General features: G+C 73.1%; 20 protein-coding genes. 13 read left to right on the top strand and 7 right to left on the bottom strand.

The features are described 5' to 3' along the window. The first annotated feature begins 108 nt into the window (after positions 1 to 108). The 8 genes from ACQPYX_RS24410 to ACQPYX_RS24445 all read left to right on the top strand — a co-directional run bounded on the left by ACQPYX_RS24410 (position 109) and on the right by ACQPYX_RS24445 (position 8,407). Entirely contained in the window at positions 109 to 906 is a 798-nt protein-coding gene (locus tag ACQPYX_RS24410) for an SDR family NAD(P)-dependent oxidoreductase (RefSeq protein ID WP_433799852.1), read from the top strand. 95 nt (positions 907 to 1,001) lie between these two features. Next, positions 1,002 to 2,186 (top strand): enoyl-CoA hydratase-related protein, encoded by a 1,185-nt coding sequence (locus tag ACQPYX_RS24415; RefSeq protein ID WP_433799853.1) that lies wholly within the window; start codon positions 1,002 to 1,004, stop codon positions 2,184 to 2,186. Between the two features lie 20 nt (positions 2,187 to 2,206). Then, the gene (locus tag ACQPYX_RS24420; protein WP_433799854.1) at positions 2,207 to 3,373 is read left to right on the top strand and encodes an acyl-CoA dehydrogenase family protein; all 1,167 of its coding nucleotides are present in this window, start codon (positions 2,207 to 2,209) and stop codon (positions 3,371 to 3,373) included. A 90-nt stretch (positions 3,374 to 3,463) separates the two neighbouring features. After that, positions 3,464 to 4,093, top strand: a complete 630-nt coding sequence (locus ACQPYX_RS24425) for a TetR/AcrR family transcriptional regulator (RefSeq protein ID WP_433799855.1) — start codon at positions 3,464 to 3,466, stop codon at positions 4,091 to 4,093. 96 nt (positions 4,094 to 4,189) lie between these two features. After that, positions 4,190 to 4,603: an SCP2 sterol-binding domain-containing protein gene (locus tag ACQPYX_RS24430; protein ID WP_433799856.1), complete on the top strand. Its 414-nt coding sequence runs from the start codon at positions 4,190 to 4,192 to the stop codon at positions 4,601 to 4,603. A gap of 74 nt (positions 4,604 to 4,677) precedes the next feature. Beyond that, positions 4,678 to 5,829 (top strand): acetyl-CoA C-acetyltransferase, encoded by a 1,152-nt coding sequence (locus ACQPYX_RS24435; RefSeq protein WP_433799857.1) that lies wholly within the window; start codon positions 4,678 to 4,680, stop codon positions 5,827 to 5,829. 90 nt (positions 5,830 to 5,919) lie between these two features. Beyond that, a complete protein-coding gene (locus ACQPYX_RS24440) occupies positions 5,920 to 7,842 on the top strand; it encodes a maleylacetate reductase and hydroxyquinol 1,2-dioxygenase domain-containing protein (protein WP_433799858.1) in 1,923 nt (640 codons plus the stop codon). A 250-nt stretch (positions 7,843 to 8,092) separates the two neighbouring features. After that, positions 8,093 to 8,407, top strand: coding sequence for a hypothetical protein (locus ACQPYX_RS24445; RefSeq protein WP_433799859.1), 315 nt, complete (start codon positions 8,093 to 8,095; stop codon positions 8,405 to 8,407). A 3-nt stretch (positions 8,408 to 8,410) separates the two neighbouring features. On the opposite strand, the gene ACQPYX_RS24450 is transcribed toward ACQPYX_RS24445, so the two are convergent. Continuing rightward, on the bottom strand, positions 8,411 to 10,237 hold the full coding sequence (locus ACQPYX_RS24450; RefSeq protein WP_433799860.1) for an FAD-dependent monooxygenase: 1,827 nt from the start codon (positions 10,235 to 10,237) through the stop codon (positions 8,411 to 8,413). A 78-nt stretch (positions 10,238 to 10,315) separates the two neighbouring features. Between ACQPYX_RS24450 and ACQPYX_RS24455 the strand changes: the two genes are divergently transcribed. Continuing rightward, on the top strand, positions 10,316 to 10,816 hold the full coding sequence (locus ACQPYX_RS24455) for an IclR family transcriptional regulator (RefSeq protein WP_433799861.1): 501 nt from the start codon (positions 10,316 to 10,318) through the stop codon (positions 10,814 to 10,816). Between the two features lie 12 nt (positions 10,817 to 10,828). Here ACQPYX_RS24455 and ACQPYX_RS24460 read toward each other — a convergent pair whose 3' ends face one another. After that, positions 10,829 to 12,007, bottom strand: coding sequence for an LLM class flavin-dependent oxidoreductase (locus ACQPYX_RS24460; protein WP_433799862.1), 1,179 nt, complete (start codon positions 12,005 to 12,007; stop codon positions 10,829 to 10,831). Positions 12,008 to 12,036: 29 nt separating this feature from the next. After that, on the bottom strand, positions 12,037 to 12,363 hold the full coding sequence (locus ACQPYX_RS24465) for an aldehyde dehydrogenase family protein (protein WP_433799863.1): 327 nt from the start codon (positions 12,361 to 12,363) through the stop codon (positions 12,037 to 12,039). On the opposite strand from ACQPYX_RS24465, the gene ACQPYX_RS24470 reads away from it, so the two are divergent. From ACQPYX_RS24470 to ACQPYX_RS24485, 4 genes are all read left to right on the top strand, one after another. After that, positions 12,247 to 12,786: a zinc-binding dehydrogenase gene (locus ACQPYX_RS24470; protein ID WP_433799864.1), complete on the top strand. Its 540-nt coding sequence runs from the start codon at positions 12,247 to 12,249 to the stop codon at positions 12,784 to 12,786. The two genes, ACQPYX_RS24465 and ACQPYX_RS24470, sit on opposite strands and share 117 nt — an antisense overlap. Positions 12,787 to 12,858: 72 nt before the next feature. Continuing rightward, positions 12,859 to 13,764 (top strand): acetaldehyde dehydrogenase (acetylating), encoded by a 906-nt coding sequence (locus tag ACQPYX_RS24475; protein ID WP_433799865.1) that lies wholly within the window; start codon positions 12,859 to 12,861, stop codon positions 13,762 to 13,764. Further along, the gene (gene dmpG, locus ACQPYX_RS24480) at positions 13,761 to 14,786 is read left to right on the top strand and encodes a 4-hydroxy-2-oxovalerate aldolase (RefSeq protein ID WP_433799866.1); all 1,026 of its coding nucleotides are present in this window, start codon (positions 13,761 to 13,763) and stop codon (positions 14,784 to 14,786) included. Before ACQPYX_RS24475 ends, dmpG begins: the two co-directional genes overlap by 4 nt. Beyond that, complete coding sequence (locus tag ACQPYX_RS24485; RefSeq protein WP_433799868.1) at positions 14,783 to 16,207, top strand: aldehyde dehydrogenase; 1,425 nt, start codon at positions 14,783 to 14,785, stop codon at positions 16,205 to 16,207. Before dmpG ends, ACQPYX_RS24485 begins: the two co-directional genes overlap by 4 nt. Before the next feature lie 62 nt (positions 16,208 to 16,269). Here the strand turns inward: ACQPYX_RS24485 and ACQPYX_RS24490 are convergent, their stop codons facing one another. From ACQPYX_RS24490 to ACQPYX_RS24505, 4 genes are all read right to left on the bottom strand, one after another. Next, entirely contained in the window at positions 16,270 to 16,473 is a 204-nt protein-coding gene (locus tag ACQPYX_RS24490) for a tautomerase family protein (protein WP_433799869.1), read from the bottom strand. After that, positions 16,464 to 17,222, bottom strand: a complete 759-nt coding sequence (locus tag ACQPYX_RS24495; protein ID WP_433799871.1) for a 2-keto-4-pentenoate hydratase — start codon at positions 17,220 to 17,222, stop codon at positions 16,464 to 16,466. Before ACQPYX_RS24495 ends, ACQPYX_RS24490 begins: the two co-directional genes overlap by 10 nt. After that, on the bottom strand, positions 17,219 to 18,001 hold the full coding sequence (locus ACQPYX_RS24500) for a 2-keto-4-pentenoate hydratase (RefSeq protein WP_433799872.1): 783 nt from the start codon (positions 17,999 to 18,001) through the stop codon (positions 17,219 to 17,221). The genes ACQPYX_RS24495 and ACQPYX_RS24500 overlap by 4 nt, the downstream gene beginning before the upstream one ends. A gap of 74 nt (positions 18,002 to 18,075) precedes the next feature. Beyond that, positions 18,076 to 18,825, bottom strand: a complete 750-nt coding sequence (locus ACQPYX_RS24505) for a GntR family transcriptional regulator (RefSeq protein WP_433799873.1) — start codon at positions 18,823 to 18,825, stop codon at positions 18,076 to 18,078. Positions 18,826 to 18,908 lie beyond the last annotated feature (83 nt).

Raw genomic sequence — 18,908 nt, forward strand, 5'->3', positions numbered from 1 at the left:
GCAGAGGACACCACGGCGGATCGGCCGTGTCAAGGAAGGGCAGGCCGGGCCGGAGGCCGTTTAACCTGGCGTCGAAACCGTGCGGGCGTCGACCACCGGAGGAGCGGCATGGACCTGGGGCACGCGGGGGGCAGGGTCGTCGTGACCGGCGCGGCCGCCAACATCGGACGGGGCATCGCGCACGTCTTCGCCGCGGAGGGCGCGCGGGTCCTGGTGGTCGACGTCGACGGCGAGCAGGCCGAGCGGGTGACCGCCGAGGCGTCGGACCGCGGCGCCGCCGACGCCCGCACCCTGACGATCGACCTGACCGGCCCCGACGCCGGCCGACGGGTCGTCGACCACGCCGTCGAGCTCTGGGGCGGCGTCGACGTCCTCGTCAACAACGCCGGCTGGAGCAGGCCCGGCTGGTTCACCGAGCAGACCGACCCCGAGCTCTGGCATCGCACGATCGACCTGAACCTGCTCGCGGCCGTCGCGTGCAGCCAGGCGGTCCTCCCACTCATGCAGGAGGCGGGACGCGGAGCATTGGTCTTCCTCTCCAGCGACGCGGCCTTCGGGGCCGTCCGGCAGGCGATCTACGGCAGCACCAAGGCGGCCCTCATCTCACTGGCCCGCTCGATCGCGCGCGAGAACGGCCGCTACGGCATCCGTTCGAACGTGGTCGCCCCCGGGATCGTGCTGCCGCCCGAGGACGTGCCCGTCGGCGAGCACAGCGTGTGGGCCGTGGGTCGGGACACCCTCTTCCCGCCCGATCAGGTCGACTCGATCGTGCGGACCCAGGCGCTGCGCCGCCTGACCACCCCCGAGGACATCGGGCACGCGGTGGCGTGGGTGGCCTCGGAGACGGTCGCCCGACAGGTGACCGGCCAGGTGATCGCCGTGGGTGGCGGTTCGACGATGCCGTGACGGGCCACGGCGGTTGACGCGACGCGGGCGGAAAACCTACTCTCCGTTAGAAACCGCGACTGGGAGGCCCTGTGGATCACCCCACGAGCACGGCCGTGTCCGAGGATCCGGCTGCCGTGGTCCGCCGGCTGTACGTCGCCCTCGCCACCGGCGACGGGGACGCGCTGACCGAGCTCGTGCACCCCGACTTCGTCGGCCGACTGGCCGAGGGGATGCCCGGCGGCGTCGGCGGCGAGCACCGCGGGGCCGACGCGATGATCCGCGACGGTTGGGGCGGGATCGGGCGGCAGTTCGCCGCCCGGGCCGAGCCCGAGCACGTCGTCGCGCTGACCGACGGCCGCCTGCTCGTGACCGGCCGCTACACCGGCCGGGGGCGTCGCGGCGGCGCGCCCGTGGACGCCGCCTTCGCCCACGTCGTGACGGTGTCCGACGGGCGAATCACCGCGCTGGACCAGTACACCGACACCGCTCGGTGGGCCGACGCGGCACCGCCGTTCACCACCCTGCGCCTCGAGATCGTCGAGGGTCTGGCGACGATCACCCTGGACCGCCCCGAGCAGGGCAACGCCATCGATCCCGCGGTGACGCAGGACCTGCTGCGGGCGGTCACGCTCCTCGCGGAGCACGACGGGCTGCGCGCGGTGCTCATCACCGGCGCCGGGCCGATGTTCAGCGTCGGCGGGGACATCACCGTGTTCACCGACACCCCGTCGGAGGCGCTGCCCGACACGCTGCGCGCCATGATCAGCCCGTTCCACGCGGCCCTGGACCGCCTCGCCTCGCTCGACGCGCCCGTGATCGCGGCCGTCCGGGGCGCCGCCGCGGGGGGCGGCCTCGGGATCGTGTGCACCGCCGACATCGTCGTCGCCGCCGAGGACGCGAAGTTCACCGCCGGGTACGGCGGGATCGCGATGGTCTCCGACGGCGGGTGCTCCTGGTACCTGCCGCGCATGATCGGGCTGCGCCGCGCCCAGGAGATGTTCCTGACCAACCGCCGGCTCACCGCCGCCGAGGCGCAGGACTGGGGCCTCGTGACCACCGTCGTCCCCGCCGACGACGTCGACGCCGAGGCCCGTCGGGTGGCCGAGCAGATCGCCGCGGGTCCGACGCGCTCGTTCGGGGCGATGCGCCGGTTGCTGCGGCAGAGCTCCGACGCGACGCTGCGCGACCAGCACGCCGCCGAGGAGGACAGCATCGTCGCCGCCTGCCGGACCGCCGACACCCTCGAGGGTGTCACCGCCTTCGTCGAACGCCGCCGCCCGAAGTTCACCGGTCGGTAGATCCACGTCTGGAGCACCGCATGAACACGTCCTCGATCGTCGCCGACACCGAGGAGCGCGCCGCCCTGCGGGAGGCCGTCGGGCGACTCGTGGGCAAGTACGGCCACGAGTACTTCATGGAGAAGGCCGCGAAGCACGAGGAGCCCGACGAGCTGTGGGCCGACCTCGGCGCCGCGGGCTTCCTCGGGGTCCACCTCTCCGAGGCCCACGGCGGGGGTGGCGGCACCATGTCCGACCTCGCCGTGGTGGTCGAGGAGGCCTCGGCCCAGGGCTGCCCGCTGCTGATGATGGTCATCTCCCCGGCCATCTGCGGGACCATCATCGACCGGCACGGCAGCCACGAGCTCAAGCAGCGCTGGCTGCCCGGCATCGCCGACGGCAGCCTGAAGGTCGCCTTCGCGATCACCGAGCCGGACGCCGGCTCGAACAGCCACGCGATCACGACGACCGCCCACCCCGACGGGGACGGGTGGCGCCTGTCCGGGACCAAGTACTGGACCTCGGGCATCGACCAGGCCGACGCCGTGCTCGTGGTCACCCGCGCCCCGGAGGCCGGCCCGTCGGGGCGCCACCCGCTCTCGCTCTTCGTGGTCCCCACCGACACCCCTGGCCTGACCTGGCAGCACATCCCGTGCGCGCTCCAGCAGCCCGAGCACCAGTTCACGGTGTTCTTCGACGACGTGCGGGTCGGCCGGGACGCGCTCATCGGCGACGAGGGCAACGGCCTGCGCCAGGTCTTCGCCGGGCTCAACCCCGAGCGGATCACCGCGGCGTGCATCAGCAACGGGATCGCCCTGTACGCCCTGGGGAAGGCCACGCAGTACGCCCGGGACCGCCAGGTGTGGTCGACCCCGATCGGGGCGCACCAGGGCGTCGCGCACCCGCTCGCCGAGGCCTACATCAACACCCAGCTCTCCCGCCTGATGACCTTCCGCGCCGGGGAACTCTTCGACGCGGGAGCCGACGCGGCCGAGGCCTCGAACGTCGCCAAGTTCGCGTCCGCGGACTCCTCGCTGCGCACCCTCGACCAGGCCATGCAGACCCACGGCGGCAACGGCCTGGCCCTCGAGTACGGCCTGTCCGACCTGTGGTTCGTCGCTCGCATGCTCAAGACGGCGCCGGTGAGCCGCGAGATGGTGCTGAACTTCGTCGCCCAGCGCAGCCTCGGGCTGCCCGCCTCCTACTGAGTCCCCGTGCCGTCCACACCCCTGCACCGGGACACCTGAACGTCACCCGACCACCGGCCGCCCCGGAGCAGAGTCGAATATCCTTTCGAGATGGCCCGACGGACGAAGACCCGTACCGAGACCGCGGAGGAGTCGGTCCCGAAGTCCGCCCGGACCCGCGCCCGATTGCTCGACGCGACGGCCAAGGTGCTGGCGGAGCGTGGCTACGCGGGCACGCGGCTCTCGGACATCGCCGAGGAGGCCCACGTCCAGGCCCCCGCGATCTACTACTACTACGCCCACCGCGAGGAACTGGTGGGCGCGGTGCTGACGGCCGGCGCGGAGGCGATGGTCGGCTACCTGACCGAGCGACTGGCCGCGCTGCCGGCGGACAGCTCCCCCTCGGTCCGGCTGGCCACGGCCGTGGAGGCCCACCTGCGGCACGAGCTGGAACTCTCCGACTACGCCCGGGCCTTCATCCGCAACACCAACCAGGTCCCGCCGGACATCAGCCGCCCCGCCCTCGACGTCCTCACCGCCTACTTCGACGTCTGGCGAGGCCTGGTGGCGGACCTCGCGCAGGCCGGGCTGCTGCGCGACGACGTCGACCCGTCGTTGGGCCGCATGCTCGTGATGGGTGCGCTCAACTGGTGTGCGGAGTGGTGGGACCCGGACCGCGGGCCGATCGACGACCTGATCGTCGTCGCCCAGTCGATGGTGCTGCACGCCCTCCGGCCCTGACCGCGCCCGCAAAATTGACCGGCGAATAGAAAACTGCTTGGGTCCGGCCGAGCGGCGTCGGTCGCCGCGTCACATCCGCCTCGAGAGGGAGTCGACATGCCGGGCTTCGCGGACGAGAACGAGCTCCGCACCTACGTCGGTGGCATCTTCGAGCGGGCGTTCGCCGATCCGGAGCTCGGCCCGAAGATGGCGGCCACCGGCATGGTGTTCGAGACCCGCTGCTCCGAACCCGACTCGTCCCTGATCATCGACATGCGGGAGGGGAAGGTCTACGCGGGTGGCGAGGCCACCCCTGCGCCCGCCCCCGACGCCGCGTTGCTGATGACGACCGAGACGGCCAACGCCTACTGGCAGGGCAAGGTCAACCTCCCCTTCGCGATGGCGCGCAACAAGATCAAGGTCGAAGGCAACGTCGCCAAGCTGCTCGCCCTCGCACCGCTGGCGAAGAAGCTGCACCCGCAGTACATCGAGTCGCTGCGCGCCGACGGCCGGCAGGACCTCCTGGTCTGAGCACGTCACACTCCAGGAGCTGCCCCATCTTCTATTCTGTATTAAGAAGCAGCTCCACCACGAGGAGGTGGCCCGTGTCCGAGGCCTACATCGTCGAGGCCGTCCGTACCCCGGTCGGCCGCCGCAACGGGGGCCTGGCGGGGGTGCATCCCGCGGACCTCGCGGCGCACACCATCCGCGAGGTCGTCGACCGCAGCGGGGTCGACCCGGCGGCGGTCGAGGACGTCGTCTTCGGCTGTCTGGACCAGATCGGCGCCCAGGCCGGAGACATCGCCCGGACCGCCGCGCTGGCGGCCGGCCTGCCCGAGACCGTGCCCGGCGTGACGATCGACCGACAGTGCGGCTCGTCCCAGCAGGCCGTCTCGTTCGCCGCGCAGGCCGTGATGAGCGGTCAGTCCGACCTTCAGCTGGCGGGCGGCGTGCAGCTGATGAGCCGCTACCCGCTCATGTCGGGCTTCCTCGCGGGCAAGGAGTTCGGCGACCCCGACCCCTGGACCGGGTGCGAGGGCTGGCAGGCCCGCTACCCCGGTGAGGAGATCTCCCAGTTCCGCGGTGCGGAGATGATCGCCGAGAAGTGGGCCATCTCCCGCGAGGAGATGGAGGCCTTCGCCTACGAGAGCCACCGGCGCGCGCTCCGGGCGATCGCCGAGGGCCGCTTCACGAAGGAGATCACCCCGGTCGCCGGCATCGACACCGACGAGGGCCCGCGGGCCGACACGACGCCGGAGAAGATGGCCGGGCTGAAGACGCTCGCGCCGGGTGGACGCCTGACCGCCGCGGTCTCGAGCCAGATCTCCGACGGGTCGGCGGCGCTGCTCATCGCCTCCGAGCAGGCCGTGCGCGACCACGGCCTCACGCCTCGCGCCCGGGTGCACCACGTCTCGGCCCGCGGCGACGACCCGGTCATGGTCCTCACCGCGCCGATCCCGGCGACCGCGTACGCGCTCGCGAAGACCGGCATGCGCATCGGGGACATGGACACCGTCGAGATCAACGAGGCCTTCGCGAGCGTCGTGCAGGCGTGGCTCAAGGAGACCGGCGCCGACCCCGCCAAGGTCAACCCGAACGGCGGGGCCATCGCCCTCGGCCACCCCATCGGGGCCACCGGAGCGCGCCTCATGACGTCGATGCTCCACGAGCTCGAGCGGACCGGCGGCCGCTGGGGTCTGCAGACGATGTGCGAGGGCGGCGGCCAGGCCAACGTGACGATCATCGAGCGACTCTGACCCGACGCCGGGGTCCGCTCAGAGCGACCGCACGTCGTCGGCACGAGCGGTGCTGGACCGATGCGTGCGCGCCAGGAAGGATCCCTGTCGATGACCCGCTTCGAGTACACCGCCCAGCCCGCCCGCATCGTCTTCGGCCCCGGTCGCCTCGACGACGTCGCCGCGGAGGTGGCCCGGCTCGGCCGCACCCGCGCGCTGGTGCTGGCGACCCCCGGTCGCGCCGCCTTCGGCGACCGCGTCGAGAAGGCCCTCGGCGACCTCGCCGTGGGCCGGTTCGACGGCACCGCGATGCACACCCCGGTCGAGGTGACCGTCCGCGCGCTCGAGGAGCTGCAGCGGGTGGACGCGGACTGCGTGGTGGCCGTCGGCGGCGGGTCGGCCACCGGGCTCGCCAAGGCGCTCGCCGTGCGCACCGGCGTCGACCAGGTGATCCTCCCGACCACCTACGCCGGCTCCGAGGTCACCGCGCTGCTCGGCGAGACCGAGAACGGGCGGAAGACGACCCGGACCGACCCCGCGATCCTGCCCGAGACCGTCATCTACGACCCCGAGCTCTCCGCGGACCTGCCGCGCCCGATCGCGGTCACCAGCGCCGTGAACGCGCTCGCCCACGCCGTCGAGGCCCTCTACTCCCCGGACGCCAACCCCGTCGTGGACAGCCTGGCGCTCGACGCGGTCGAGGTCCTCGCCGCCGGCCTGCGTCGGCTCGCGGACGGCACCGACGACCTCGACGCCCGCTCGGACCTGCTGCGCGGCGCCTGGCTGGCCGGCACCTGCCTCGGCGTGGCCGGCATGGGCCTGCACCACAAGCTCTGCCACACCCTGGGCGGCAGCTTCGACCTCCCCCACGCCTCGACCCACACGGTCGTGCTGCCCCAGGCGATGGCCTACAACGCCGACGCCGCCCCGGAGGCCATGGCCCGGATCGCCGCGCGCCTCGGTGTGCCGGACGCCCCGACCGGCGTGTACGACCTCGTCGTCGCGGCCGGTGGCCCCACCTCCCTGCGCGAGCTCGGCATGCCCGAGGACGGCCTCGACCGCGCCGTCGAGCTCGCCACCGCCCGGCCGTACCCCAACCCCGCTCCGCTGACCCGCGAGGGCATGACCGAACTCCTGCGCCGCGCCTGGGCGGGCGAGCGGCCGCCCTCGGGCGCACCGTTGGCGTCCGCGGTCGCCGAGCTGACCGACCGGGTCCGCCGCTCGTTCGACGCCACCGCGAACCCGCGCCTGGCCGGGCTGCTCGCCGACCTGGTCGGGCGCCTGCACGGCTTCGCCCTCGACCACGACCTGCGCCAGGACGAATGGCAGACCGCGATCGACTTCCTCACCCGCGCCGGGCACATCACCACCGACGTCCGCCAGGAGTTCGTGCTGCTCTCGGACACCCTGGGCGTCTCCAGCGCCGTCGACCTGCTCACCAACTCGCGCACCCCGGAGACGACCTCCTCGGCCGTCCTCGGACCCTTCTACGTCGAGGGCCCGCCGGAGCTCGCGCAGGGCACCGACATCTCCGCGGGCCTGCCCGGCACCCCGCTGCACGTCGACGTCACCGTCACCGACACCGATGGGCAGCCGGTCCCCGACGCCCCGGTCGACGTCTGGCAGTCGAACGAGGACGGCTTCTACGACGTCCAGCTCCCCGACCTCGACGGACCGGTCCTGCGCGGACGCCTGCGCACCGACGCCGACGGCCGGCTGCGGTTCTGGTCGATCCTGCCCTCGGAGTACCCGATCCCCGCCGACGGCCCGGTCGGGGCCATGCTCACCGCCACCGGCCGCCACCCCTACCGGGCGCCGCACCTGCACTTCCTCATCGACGCCCCCGGCCACCAGCAGCTGATCACCCAGCTGTTCGTCCGGGGCGGCCGCTACCTCGACTCCGACGCGGTCTTCGGGGTCAAGGAGGACCTCGTCGTCGACTTCGTGCCCCGGACCGGCCCGACCCCCGACGGCCGTGACGTCGACGGCGAGTGGCGCGAGCTGGAGTTCACCTTCCGGCTGCGGAGGCTCTGACCCGACGGCGCGTCCCCACGGCGGTGCTGCATCGTCCGCGACCGGCTGGGACGGCGGCGACGGGCGCGACGACGGGGCCCGACGAATTCCATCCCCGGGGCGTGGCGTCCCTCATGCCGTGCGCGGATGACGAAGCCGTCCCGCCCGGGTCCTACGGACGTACCGACCGACGCGGCCGGACCAGCCCGCGGACACGCCGAGCGCCCGCTCTCGCCTGGTCCCGCCGCCGTGACCACGGAGGGGAGCCGCCATGACCCCCGACCTCGACCTCATGCGTCTGCGCACCCTCGCCGTTTCCGGCGTGGCCTGCCTCGCCGACCACCACGACGGCCTCCGACCCGCCGCCCGACCCAGGCCCGAGCAGGCGGTCCGTGTCCACGAGCACCACGCCGAGGTCGACATCGTGCTCGCCGCCGGCCACTCGGTCCTGGCCACCACCGCCGGATTGCGAGCCGCGATCGCCCCGCTGCTGGCGGGGCGGGCCGTGCACATCACCGTGACCGACGTCGAGGGCGACCCGGACGCGCCCACCACGACCGTGGTCTTCCGACCTCGGGGCGCCTGACCCTCACCCCTCGAGCAGGACCCCGCCGAGGAGAGCCTCCAGGGCGTCGTGGTCGTCGAGGGCGAGCACGTGGGCCACGTACTGGTCGGGCCGCACGAGCACCATCGCACCGTCCCGGTCGACGCCACGCAGGTCGAACACGTCCCACGCCGGGTCCGGGCAGAACGCCTTCTCGTGGTCGACGAGGCCCAGCGGGCCCTTGCGCGGCCGCAGGACCGCGGGCAGTCCAGTGGTCTCGAGCTCGTGGTGGTGCTGCTGGAACACCGCGCGCACGTCGATCACGGCGTCCGGCTCGCCCCCGGCCGGAGTGAACCGCGGCAGCATGGACGCCAGACGATCGGTGAGGGCGCGCAGCGTGGTGCCGTCGCGGTCGGCGAACAGGTACAGCCGCCAGGCCCCGTCGGCCCGGGCGACGTGCCCGAGGTGCATCGGCTTCGCGTCGGCGAGCCGCACGACCGGCGCCGAGTGGAACCGGGTGCCGACCTCGAAGCCCTTCGCCCGCTCCTGTGCCGGAGCCGCCGCCGTGATCATCGACGGGGCGTAGCGGACCCCGAACCCCGCGGTGTACCGGCCGTGGTCGCGGAAGTAGCGCTGGAACACCGACGGGTCGGTCTGCTCGGAGTGGTCGCTGAACAGCGCCGCGAACTCGCGGTCGAAGTCGATGAGCTCCTGCGCGACCTGCTGCCGCTCCGCGGAGTAGGTAGCCAGCAGCTCCGGGCGGGCGGTCCCGTGCAGCACGGCGCCGAGCTTCCAGCCGAGGTTCCACCCGTCGGCCATCGACACGTTCATGCCCTGGCCGGCCTTGGCGCTGTGGGTGTGGCAGGCGTCGCCGGCGATGAAGACCCGCGGGTGCGCGTCGTCGTCGGGGCCGTCGTCGAAGCGGTCGCAGAGCCGCTGCCCGACCTCGTAGACCGACCACCACCCGACGTCGCGGACCTCCAGCGTGTACGGGGCGAGGATGCGTCGCGCGGTCGCGGCGAGGGTCTCGGGGGTGACCGTGCCGCGCTCCGGGACGCCGTCGAGCTCGACGTAGAGGCGCACGAGGTACCCGCCCTCGCGCGGGATGATCAGGAGGCTTCCCGACGACGAGCTGATGGCGCTCTTGCGGCGGATGTCGGGGAAGTCGGTGTCGACCAGGACGTCCATGACGCCCCACGCCTGGTTCGCCGAGTCGCCGCGCAGCTCGCGACCGATCGCCGCGCGAACGCGGCTGCGGGCGCCGTCGCAGCCGACGACGTACCGGGCGCGGACGGTCGAGACGTGTCCGGTGGAGTCGGCCAGGGTCACGACGACGGGGTGGTCGCCGTCCGGCTCGACGCGGAGGTCCTCGACCCGCCGGTCGAACACCGTCGGGGTGCGGGCCGCCGAGCGGGCCAGGTGCTCGCGCAGGAACGCGAGGATCCGGGCCTGGTTGACGATCAGGTGCGGCATCTCGGAGAGGCCGTCCTCGACGTCGGGGATGCGGCCGGTGCGCACGACGGCCGCGGGGTCCTCCGGGTCGGGGCGCCAGAATGCGACCTCGTTGACCTGGTAGCCCTCCGCGAGCACCCGCTCCGCCAGCCCGAGGGCCTCGAACATCTCCATCGACCGGCAGGCGACGCCGTCGGCCTGCCCGACCTCGAGCGGTCCGTCCCGACGATCCACCACCACCGTGTGCAGCTCGGGGAACGCCGCGAGCTGCGCGGCGAGCACCAGCCCGGCGGGGCCGGCCCCGACGACCAGGACGTCGACGGTGTCCCCGACGCCCTCGGGACGGAGGGCCACCGCTGGGTGGGGCTCGGCCCGGAAGGGGTCGCCGGGCCGGTAGCCGTCGACGTGGAACTGCGCCACTGCCCGCTCCCCGAGGTCGCCGGTGTCTGCGCCCGTGACGCTACGACGGTTCTGCCCGCCGACCCCTATCGTGCTGGCGTGCAGCCGGTCGCCGAGCTCCGCCGGATCGCCCTCCCCCACCTCCGCACGCTCACCGAGAGCGTGACCGAGACGACGAACGCGATGGTCGTCGACGGCGACCACGTGCAGTTCGTCGCCTCGGTCGAGTGCACCCACGTGCTGCGGGTCAGCTCGCGCGAGGGGCAGGTCCTGCCGGCCCACCTCGCTTCCGGCGGGCGCGCCGTGCTCGCGGGCCTGCCCGAGGACGAGGTCGTGGCCCGGTACTCCCGCCCGGACTCCCCCGTGACCGACGTCGACGCGCTCCTGCGCGACCTGCGGCGCTTCCGCCGCCAGGGGTTCGCGGTCAACGACGAACGCACCGAGGCCGGCCTGACCGCGATCGGCGTCGCCGTGCCCGGCCCGTCCGGCGCCGCGCTCTCGATCGCCCTGCCCACCGCACGCTTCCGACGCGACCGCCTCGCCGGATGGGTCGCCGAGCTGACCGCCACCGCGCACGGCATCGCGCAGGAGCTGGACTGACCCGGCCATCCCTCAGTGGCGCAGGCCTGCTTCCTTGAGCAGCGGCATCACGTTCTCGCCGAAGTACTTGAGCTCCTCGTTGTAGTCGATGAGCCCGAAGATCATGCCTTGCATCCCGGCCTCGTTGAGTTCCGCGAGCTTCTCCGTGACCTGCTCGGGTGTGCCCACGATCGGGTATCCGCCCCACCCTGCGATGAAGCGCTCCTGCATCTTCGTGGCGGCGTGGACGAACGACTGGCTGGCACCCGATGTCGCCATCTTGATGACGTTGCCGGCCGCGCCCCAGTCGCCCTCGTCGACGACCTGCTGGAACGCGCGCTGGGCCTCCTTCTCGGTGTCGCGGCAGACGACCAGGCCGTAGGTCATCACCTGGATGTCGCGCTGGTACTGGTCGCGGGCCCTGGCGCGCACCTTGTCGCTGTAGGTCCGGATGTTCTCGAGCGTGTCGAGGGAGGCGAAGTTGACGTCGACGTTGCGGGCCGAGAACTCGATGCCGGACGCGGAGTTGCCGGCGTTGAGCAGCGCCGGACGCGGCGCCTGGTGGGGTTTGGGGTAGGCCTCGAGCAGTTCACCGTCGAAGTAGGGCGTGTGGACGGCGAAGGTGCCCTCCTCGCTCCAGAGCCGGTCGGCGAAGTCGAGCCAGTCCTGGCCGAAGGCGTAGCGCTCGTCGTGTTCCCGCTGCTCGGAGCCGAACATCTCCATCTCGGGAGCGACCCAGCCCATCACGAGGTTGAGCGCGAACCGCCCTCCCGAGATGTGGTCGATGGTGGTCGCCATCTTGGACGCGACGATCGGGTGCACGGTCGGCAGGTGCGAGGTCGAGGCCACAGCGATGCGCTCCGTGGCCTGGGCGATGCCGGCGGCCCAGGTGAAGGTCTCGTAGCAGTTCCCGTTGAAGTTCGTGGAGCCGCCGAACCCCTTCCACCGGGCCACGGGTACGAGGACGTCGAAGCCGATGGCGTCGGCGCGCTGCGCGATCTCCTTGGTGTGGGCCCAGGTGATCTCGTAGGTGCTCGGGGCGTGGCTCATGATCAGCCCGTAGGAGCAGTTGATCCCGAACAGGCCGAGCTTCATCTTCTGGTCGCCGAACAGGGGGTTGGTCAGCGAGCGGTCGACCAGGGGGCGGGTCTCGTCGATCGGATGGGGGTCGGTGGGCGCGAGTCCCAGGCGGTCGTTCGCGGTGACGGTCACGGAGGTCTCCTCGGGTGGTCGGGGTGGGGTCAGCCGAGCTGGAAGGGGTCGCGGGTGCCGCCGGTGAGCTCGACGAAGACGGACTTGTTCTCCGTGTACTCGTTGATCGCGTCGACGCCGTTCTCCCGGCCGATGCCGCTCGAGCCGAAGCCGCCGAAGGGCATGTTCGGTGCGATCACGCGGTAGGCGTTGATCCACACGGTGCCGGCGCGGAGGCGTGCCGCGACGCGGTGCGCGCGGTGGACGTCCTTGGCCCACACGGCACCGGCGAGGCCGTAGGGCGTGTCGTTGGCGAGCTTGAGCGCCTCGTCCTCGGCGGTGAACGTGTAGGCCGCCAGGACCCGGCCGGCTTCCACGTCACGGCACTGGCCCACAGCCCCGACAAGGAGGACCTCGCGCGGCAGCTGGGCGCCGACGAGGTCGTGACCGACGGAGCCGCGCTGAGGGCGGCCGGGGGCGCCGACGTGCTGCTGCACACGAACAGCTCGCACGGCGCCGTCACGGCCGCGATGAACGGGCTGCGGCCGTGGGGCAAGGTCGTGCTGATGGGCATCGGCACCGACGAGCTGAACCTGCCCACACTGGCCCTGACCTCGAACAGCTATCAGGTCATCGGCTCGGCCCACAACACCGTCGAGCACCTCGTCGAGGCGCTCGACATGGTCGCCGAAGGCCGGGTCACCCCGATGATCGAGACCTTCCCGAAGGAGCGCGCGGAGGAGGCCCACGCGAGGGCTGCGGCGGGTGAGGTGCGCTTCAAGGCGGTCATCACCTACTGAGCCCCGCCGCCGCGTTCCGGTCAGGGAGACGACCGGCTCGGTCGGGGCGGTCGCCGCTGCGACGGTCGGGTCATGACTTCACGAAGAGTCCCGGCGGCGATCGTCGGGCCGGGCAACATCGGGACGGATCTCCTGGCGAAGCTGCGGCGCAGCGACGTCATCGACGTCCGGTACATGGTCGGCGTGGTCGAGTCCGACGGGCTCGCGCGGGCCCGCGCCCAGGGGATCGAGGCGAGCGCGGAGGGCGTCGACTGGCTCCTGGAGCGCGAGGAGCTGCCCCGGATCGTGTTCGAGGCGACCTCGGCCGGGGCGCACCGCGCGAACGCGCCCCGGTACGCAGAAGCGGGGATCCAGGCGGTCGACCTCACCCCGGCCCACCTCGGACCGATGGTGTGTCCGCCGGTCAACCTGCGCGACCACCTCGACGCCCCGAACGTCTCCATGATCACCTGCGGCGGTCAGGCGACGATCCCGATGGTCCACGCGGTCTCGCGGGTCACCGAGGTGCCGTACGCCGAGATCGTCGCCTCGGTGGCCTCGCGCGGGGCCGGGCCCGGCACGCGGGCCAACATCGACGAGTTCACCCACACCACCTCGGGTGCCGTCGCCGAGGTCGGCGGCGCCGCCCGCGGCAAGGCGATCATCATCCTGAACCCGGTCGAGCCGCCGATGATCATGCGCGACACCGTGTTCTGCATGATCGCGGCCGACGCGGACCGGCCCGCGATCGTCGACTCCGTCCATCGCATGGTCGCCGACGTCCAGGAGTACGTCCCCGGCTACACGCTGCGCGCGGAGCCCCAGTTCGACGAGCCCACCGACGCCTGGGGCGGGCACGCGCGGGTCGCGGTGTTCCTCGAGGTGAAGGGCAACGGCGACTACCTGCCCGAGTACGCCGGCAACCTCGACATCATGACGGCGGCCGCGGCGCGCGTCGGCGAGCTGATGGCACGCGCGCAGCTGGAGGTGGCGGCATGAGGCCCGCGCTGCGCCACGACGTGCGCATCATCGACACCACCCTGCGCGACGGCTCGCACGCCATGGCGCACCGGTTCACCGAGCAGCAGGTCCGCGACACCGTCCGCGCCCTCGACCGCGCGGGCGTCGAGGTCATCGAGGTGACCCACGGGGACGGCCTGGGCGGCTCATCGTTCAACTACGGCTTCTCCCTGACCGACGAGCTGCGCCTGATCGCCGCCGCCCGCGAGGAGGCCCGGAACGCCCGGATCGCGGTGCTGCTCGTGCCCGGGATCGGCACCCTCGACGACCTCCGCCGCGCCCGCGACGCCGGGGCGGACATGGTGCGGGTGGCCACCCACTGCACCGAGGCCGACGTGAGCGTCCAGCACTTCCACGCCGCGCGGGAGCTGGGGATGGAGACCGCGGGCTTCCTCATGATGGCGCACCGCACGTCGCCCGAGGACCTCGCGAAGCAGGCCCGGATCATGGTCGACGCCGGCTGCCAGGCCCCGTACATCACCGACTCCGCGGGCGCCCTGCTGATGCACGAGGCCCGCGCCCGGTTCCAGGCGCTCGTGGCCGAGGTCGGCGACGAGGCCTGGGTCGGCTACCACGGCCACCAGAACATGAGCCTCGGCGTCGCGAACTCGGTGATCGCCCGAGAGGTCGGTGTGCGCTACGTCGACGGGTCGCTCTGCGCGCTCGGCGCCGGCTCCGGCAACTCGCCCACCGAGGTGCTCGCCGCGGTCTTCGACCGGCTCGGGGTCGACACCGGGCTCGACGTGATGGCCCTGCTCGACGCGGCCGAGGACGTCGTCCGGCCCTACCTGCACCGCTGGCCGAAGATGGACCGCAACGCCATCGTCCAGGGGTGGGCCGGGGTCTACTCCAGTTTCCTGCTGCACGCCGAGCACGCCGCCGAGCGCTACAAGGTGCCGACCCACGAGATCCTGCGCCGCTGCGGCGAGCTCGGCCTCGTCGGCGGCCAGGAGGACATGATCATCGACGTGGCGCTCGAGCTGGCGGGAGACGCGCGATGACCTCGTTCGGACACGTCATCGACGGCGAGGAGCGGGAGTCCGCGGACGGGACGCGGTTCGCGTCGGTCGACCCGTGGACCCGGCAGCCGTGGGCCGAGGCCGCCCTGGGTGGGCCGGACGAGGCAGGGGTGGCGATCACTGCCGCCCGACGCGCGTTCGACGAGGGCCCGTGGCCCCGGATGGGCCTCGCCGAGCGCGGCGCCCTGCTGCACCGGCTGGCCGACCTCGTCGAGTCCCACGCCGACGAGCTCGCGCGCGCCGACTCGCGGGACATGGGCAAGCCGATGGCCGACGCGCGGGACCAGGACGTGCCGCGGACCGCGCGGAACCTCCGGTTCTTCGCCGACCACGCGCGGCTGTCGACGTCCGAGGCCTACCCGATGGACTCCGGGCACCACGCCTACGCCCGGTTCGAGCCGGCCGGGGTGGTCACCGCGATCGCACCCTGGAACTTCCCGCTGATGCTCGAGTCGTGGAAGGTGGCGCCCGCGCTGGCCTGGGGCAACACCGTCGTCCTGAAGCCGGCGGAGGACACCCCCGCCTCGGCGACGATCCTCGCGCGCCTCGCCGTGGAGGCCGGCCTGCCGCCGGGCGTGTTCAACGTCGTGCACGGCTACGGCCCGGGGTCGGCCGGCGAGGCCCTCACGACCGACCCGCGGGTCGACCGGATCACCTTCACCGGCGAGTCCGGGACGGGGCGCGCGATCACCGCCGCCGCCGCGCGGAACCTGACCCCGGTGAGCCTCGAGCTCGGCGGGAAGGGCGCCAACCTCGTGTTCGCCGACGCCGACCTGGACGACGCGGTGGGCTGGTCGATCCGGGCGATCTTCTCGAACGCCGGCCAGGTCTGCCTCGCCGGATCGCGGCTGTTCGTGCAGCGGCCGGTGCTCGAGGAGTTCACCGCCCGGTTCGTCGCCGCCGCCGAGGCGCTGCGGATCGGGGACCCGGCGCAGGACACGACCCAGGTCGGCCCGCTGGCCTCGGAGGAGCACTGGCGCAAGGTCACGAGCTACCTCGACGACCCGGGCGGGAAGGTCCTCACCGGCGGCCGCGGCGACGGCTGGGTGGTGCGCCCGACCGTGATCGCCGACGCGCCGCTCGACTCCCGCGTCCACCGCGAGGAGATCTTCGGACCGGTCGTGACCGTCACGCCGTTCGACACCGAGGAGGAGGGTGTGCGGCTCGCCAACGACTCGCCGTTCGGACTCAACGCGATGCTGTTCACCGAGAACCTCTCGCGGGCCCACCGGGTGTCCGCGGCGCTGCGGGCGGGGACGGTGTGGACGAACTGCTTCTTCGTCCGCGACCTGCGGGCGCCGTTCGGCGGCGTCGGGGACTCCGGCTGGGGACGGGAGGGCGGCACGTTCAGCCGCGAGTTCTTCACCGAGCCGAAGGCCTGCATCATGGCCGTCCGTCCCTGACAGCCACCGCACGACGACGCGCCCGGGACCGCACGTCCCGGGCCCGTCGTCGTGAGCGGGGATCAGCGGCGCCCGGAGGCCCGCAGCTCCGCCAGGGACTCGCCCCCGGCGAACCACAGGTCGGGCGGGCACTCGGTGAGCACCACCCGGATGGTCGCGCGGTCGGCGTCGAGCGCCTGCTCGACCGCGGTGGTGAGGGCCTCGCCGAGCGCGCGGAGCTGCTCGGGGCTCCGCCCCGCGGCGAGGGTGACCTGGATCAGCGGCATGCCAGCTCCAGGGTGCCGAGGTGGTCGACGGTCACGACGACGACGTCGCCCGGCTCCACCGGGACCGCGGCGGTCAGCCCGCCGGAGAGGACGATCTCACCGGCCCGCAGTTCCTCTCCCGTGGCGGCGAGCGCCCGGACCAGCCAGGCGACGGCAGCGGCCGGATGTCCCATCGACGCCGCTCCGGCCGCCGTGGCCGCGACCCGCCCGTTCTTCTCCAGCACCACCCCGGCCAGCCGCAGGTCGATCCCGGCCGGCGGCACCGGCGGGCCGACGACGTAGCGGCCCGCCGAGGTGTTGTCGGCGACCACGTCGGCCATGGTGAACCGGTAGTCCCGGTAGCGGGAGTCGAGCACCTCGATCCCGACGGCGACCCCCGCCGTGGCCGCGAGGACGTCGGCGGCGGTCACGTGCGGCCCGGCGAGGTCGTGCCCGAGGACGAACACGATCTCGGGCTCGCAGCGGGGCGCGATCAGGGCCGCCGTGTCGAGCGGCTCGCCGAGGTCGAGCGCGCCGGCGGCGGGGAGGAAGCCGTGGACCGGCTCGGACACGTCGACCTGCCGCTGCTTGGCCCGCGAGGTCAGCCCCAGCTTCCAGCCGGCGAGCGGCCCGGCCTCGTCGCGCAGGACGTGTTGCACCCGGTAGGCGGTGGGCAGGTCGAGCTCGGGAACGGTCGCGGAGAGCGGCTCGATGGCCGTCCGCGCGGTGACGGCGTCCCGGAGGCGGCCCGCGAGGGTCGGGATGCTCATGCGACCCGCACCGTCACCGCTCCGAGCCGGTCGAACTCGGCGCGGAAGACGTCGCCGGCGGCCATGGGCACCGCCGCGTGCAGCGCGCCGGTCATGACCCACTGGCCCGGCTCCAGGGCGACCCCGTGCTCGCCGAGCACGTTCGCCAGCCAGGCGACCACCGCCACGGGGTCGCCGAGCGCGGCCGCGCCGGCGCCGGTGTCGACGAGCTCGCCGTTGCGGCTGAGGGTCATGCCGAGCAGGCGGGGGTCGAGGTCGTCGAGCGGGACGACCCGGCTCGACACGACCGCCGCGCCGTTGGAGGCGAGGTCGGCGACGGTGTCGACGAGCCGGATGCGCCAGTCCTCGATCCGGGAGTCGACGATCTCCACCCCGGCCACGGCCCCGGCGATCGCGGCCCGCGCGTCGGTGACGGTCACCCCGGGCCCCTGCAGGCGCCCGCCGAGGACGAACACGATCTCGGCCTCGAGCCGCGGCGCGATGAAGTCGCCCAGGGCGACGGCGGCCCCGTCGGGGTAGACCGTCGAGGCGAGGACCGGCCCGTGGTCGGGCGAGTCCACGCCGATCTGGCGCTGCATGGGCTCGGAGGTCAGCCCGACCTTGCGGCCCACGATCCGGTCGCCGTCGGCGAGCAGCAGGTCGATCAGCTGTTCCTGCACGGCGTAGCCGTCGTCCATCCCGAGGTCGGGTTCGGCGTCGCTGAAGGGCGCGATGGGGATGCGGGTGGCGCGGGCGTCGTAGAGCGCCCTCGCCTTCGTCCGCGGGTCGGTGACGGGCACGGTCGGTCCTCTCGTCTGCGGTCGGGCGCGATCGTGCGGCGACGACGGCAGCGGTGTCCGCGAAACCGGTCCGCTCAGTGGAACGACCCGGCCGGTGGGGTGAGCAGGAGGTTGAGCGCCGCACGGGTGGCCGTGGCGTCCTGGTGCGGGGCGATGTCGGCCATCGCGGTGAAGGCGGTCCGGGCGAGGTGCTGCGCGATCGTGCGCACGGCGAGGTCGTGGTCGCGCAGTCGGAAGGCCTGCACGAGCGTCTCGTGCTCGGCGTCCCAGCGGGAGGAGGCGCCGGGGTTCCCGAGCTGCGCCAGGCGCAGGAACCGTTCGGCCCGCTCGCCCAGCGAGCAGATCGTGTCGTGCAGGGCGGGCACGCCCTCGGTGGTGAGCTGGTGGAACTCCCGGTGCGCCTGCTGCCAGTGCTCGATGTCGTCCTCGCCCGCCAGCGCCCGCATCCGGGCGAGCCCGTCCTCCAGCCGGGACACCAGCTCCGGGGTGGCGGCCCGGACGGAGATGCTCACCGCGACGGCCTCGAGCATCACGCGCGAGGTGTAGACCGTGTCGATCTCGCCGGGGTCGATCTCGCGCACGATCGCCCGCTGGTCGGGCTTGTTGTCGATGAGGCCCTCCTCCTGCAGCAGGCGGAAGGCCTCGCGCATCGGGGTGCGGCTCACCCCCAGCCGGCGGGCGAGCGCGGCCTGCAGGATCGGCGCGCCGGGCTCGAGCTCGCCGCTCAGGATCATCGCCCGGACCGCGGCGTGGACGTCGAGGGCGAGGCGCCGTCCGGTCGGGACGTCGTCCAGGGCCTCGACCGTGGCGGGCTCGTTGCTCATGAGCCGCAGTGTATCCACTCTGCGCCGCTCCGGGATGCCGGGCATCCGGGTCAACGACGACGTCAGAGCGGCGTCGTCGAAAA

The organism is Actinomycetospora sp. CA-084318, assembly GCF_050955885.1.
GTDB lineage: Bacteria > Actinomycetota > Actinomycetes > Mycobacteriales > Pseudonocardiaceae > Actinomycetospora.

Coding starts and splice junctions, on each gene's coding strand:
- ACQPYX_RS24440 (WP_433799858.1), top strand. CDS start 5,920: ATGACCCGCTTCGAGTACACCGCCCAGCCCGCCCGCATCGTCTTCGGC.
- ACQPYX_RS24420 (WP_433799854.1), top strand. CDS start 2,207: ATGAACACGTCCTCGATCGTCGCCGACACCGAGGAGCGCGCCGCCCTG.
- dmpG (WP_433799866.1), top strand. CDS start 13,761: ATGAGGCCCGCGCTGCGCCACGACGTGCGCATCATCGACACCACCCTG.
- ACQPYX_RS24430 (WP_433799856.1), top strand. CDS start 4,190: ATGCCGGGCTTCGCGGACGAGAACGAGCTCCGCACCTACGTCGGTGGC.
- ACQPYX_RS24475 (WP_433799865.1), top strand. CDS start 12,859: ATGACTTCACGAAGAGTCCCGGCGGCGATCGTCGGGCCGGGCAACATC.
- ACQPYX_RS24445 (WP_433799859.1), top strand. CDS start 8,093: ATGACCCCCGACCTCGACCTCATGCGTCTGCGCACCCTCGCCGTTTCC.
- ACQPYX_RS24425 (WP_433799855.1), top strand. CDS start 3,464: ATGGCCCGACGGACGAAGACCCGTACCGAGACCGCGGAGGAGTCGGTC.
- ACQPYX_RS24505 (WP_433799873.1), bottom strand. CDS start 18,825: ATGAGCAACGAGCCCGCCACGGTCGAGGCCCTGGACGACGTCCCGACC.
- ACQPYX_RS24495 (WP_433799871.1), bottom strand. CDS start 17,222: ATGAGCATCCCGACCCTCGCGGGCCGCCTCCGGGACGCCGTCACCGCG.
- ACQPYX_RS24490 (WP_433799869.1), bottom strand. CDS start 16,473: ATGCCGCTGATCCAGGTCACCCTCGCCGCGGGGCGGAGCCCCGAGCAG.
- ACQPYX_RS24410 (WP_433799852.1), top strand. CDS start 109: ATGGACCTGGGGCACGCGGGGGGCAGGGTCGTCGTGACCGGCGCGGCC.
- ACQPYX_RS24485 (WP_433799868.1), top strand. CDS start 14,783: ATGACCTCGTTCGGACACGTCATCGACGGCGAGGAGCGGGAGTCCGCG.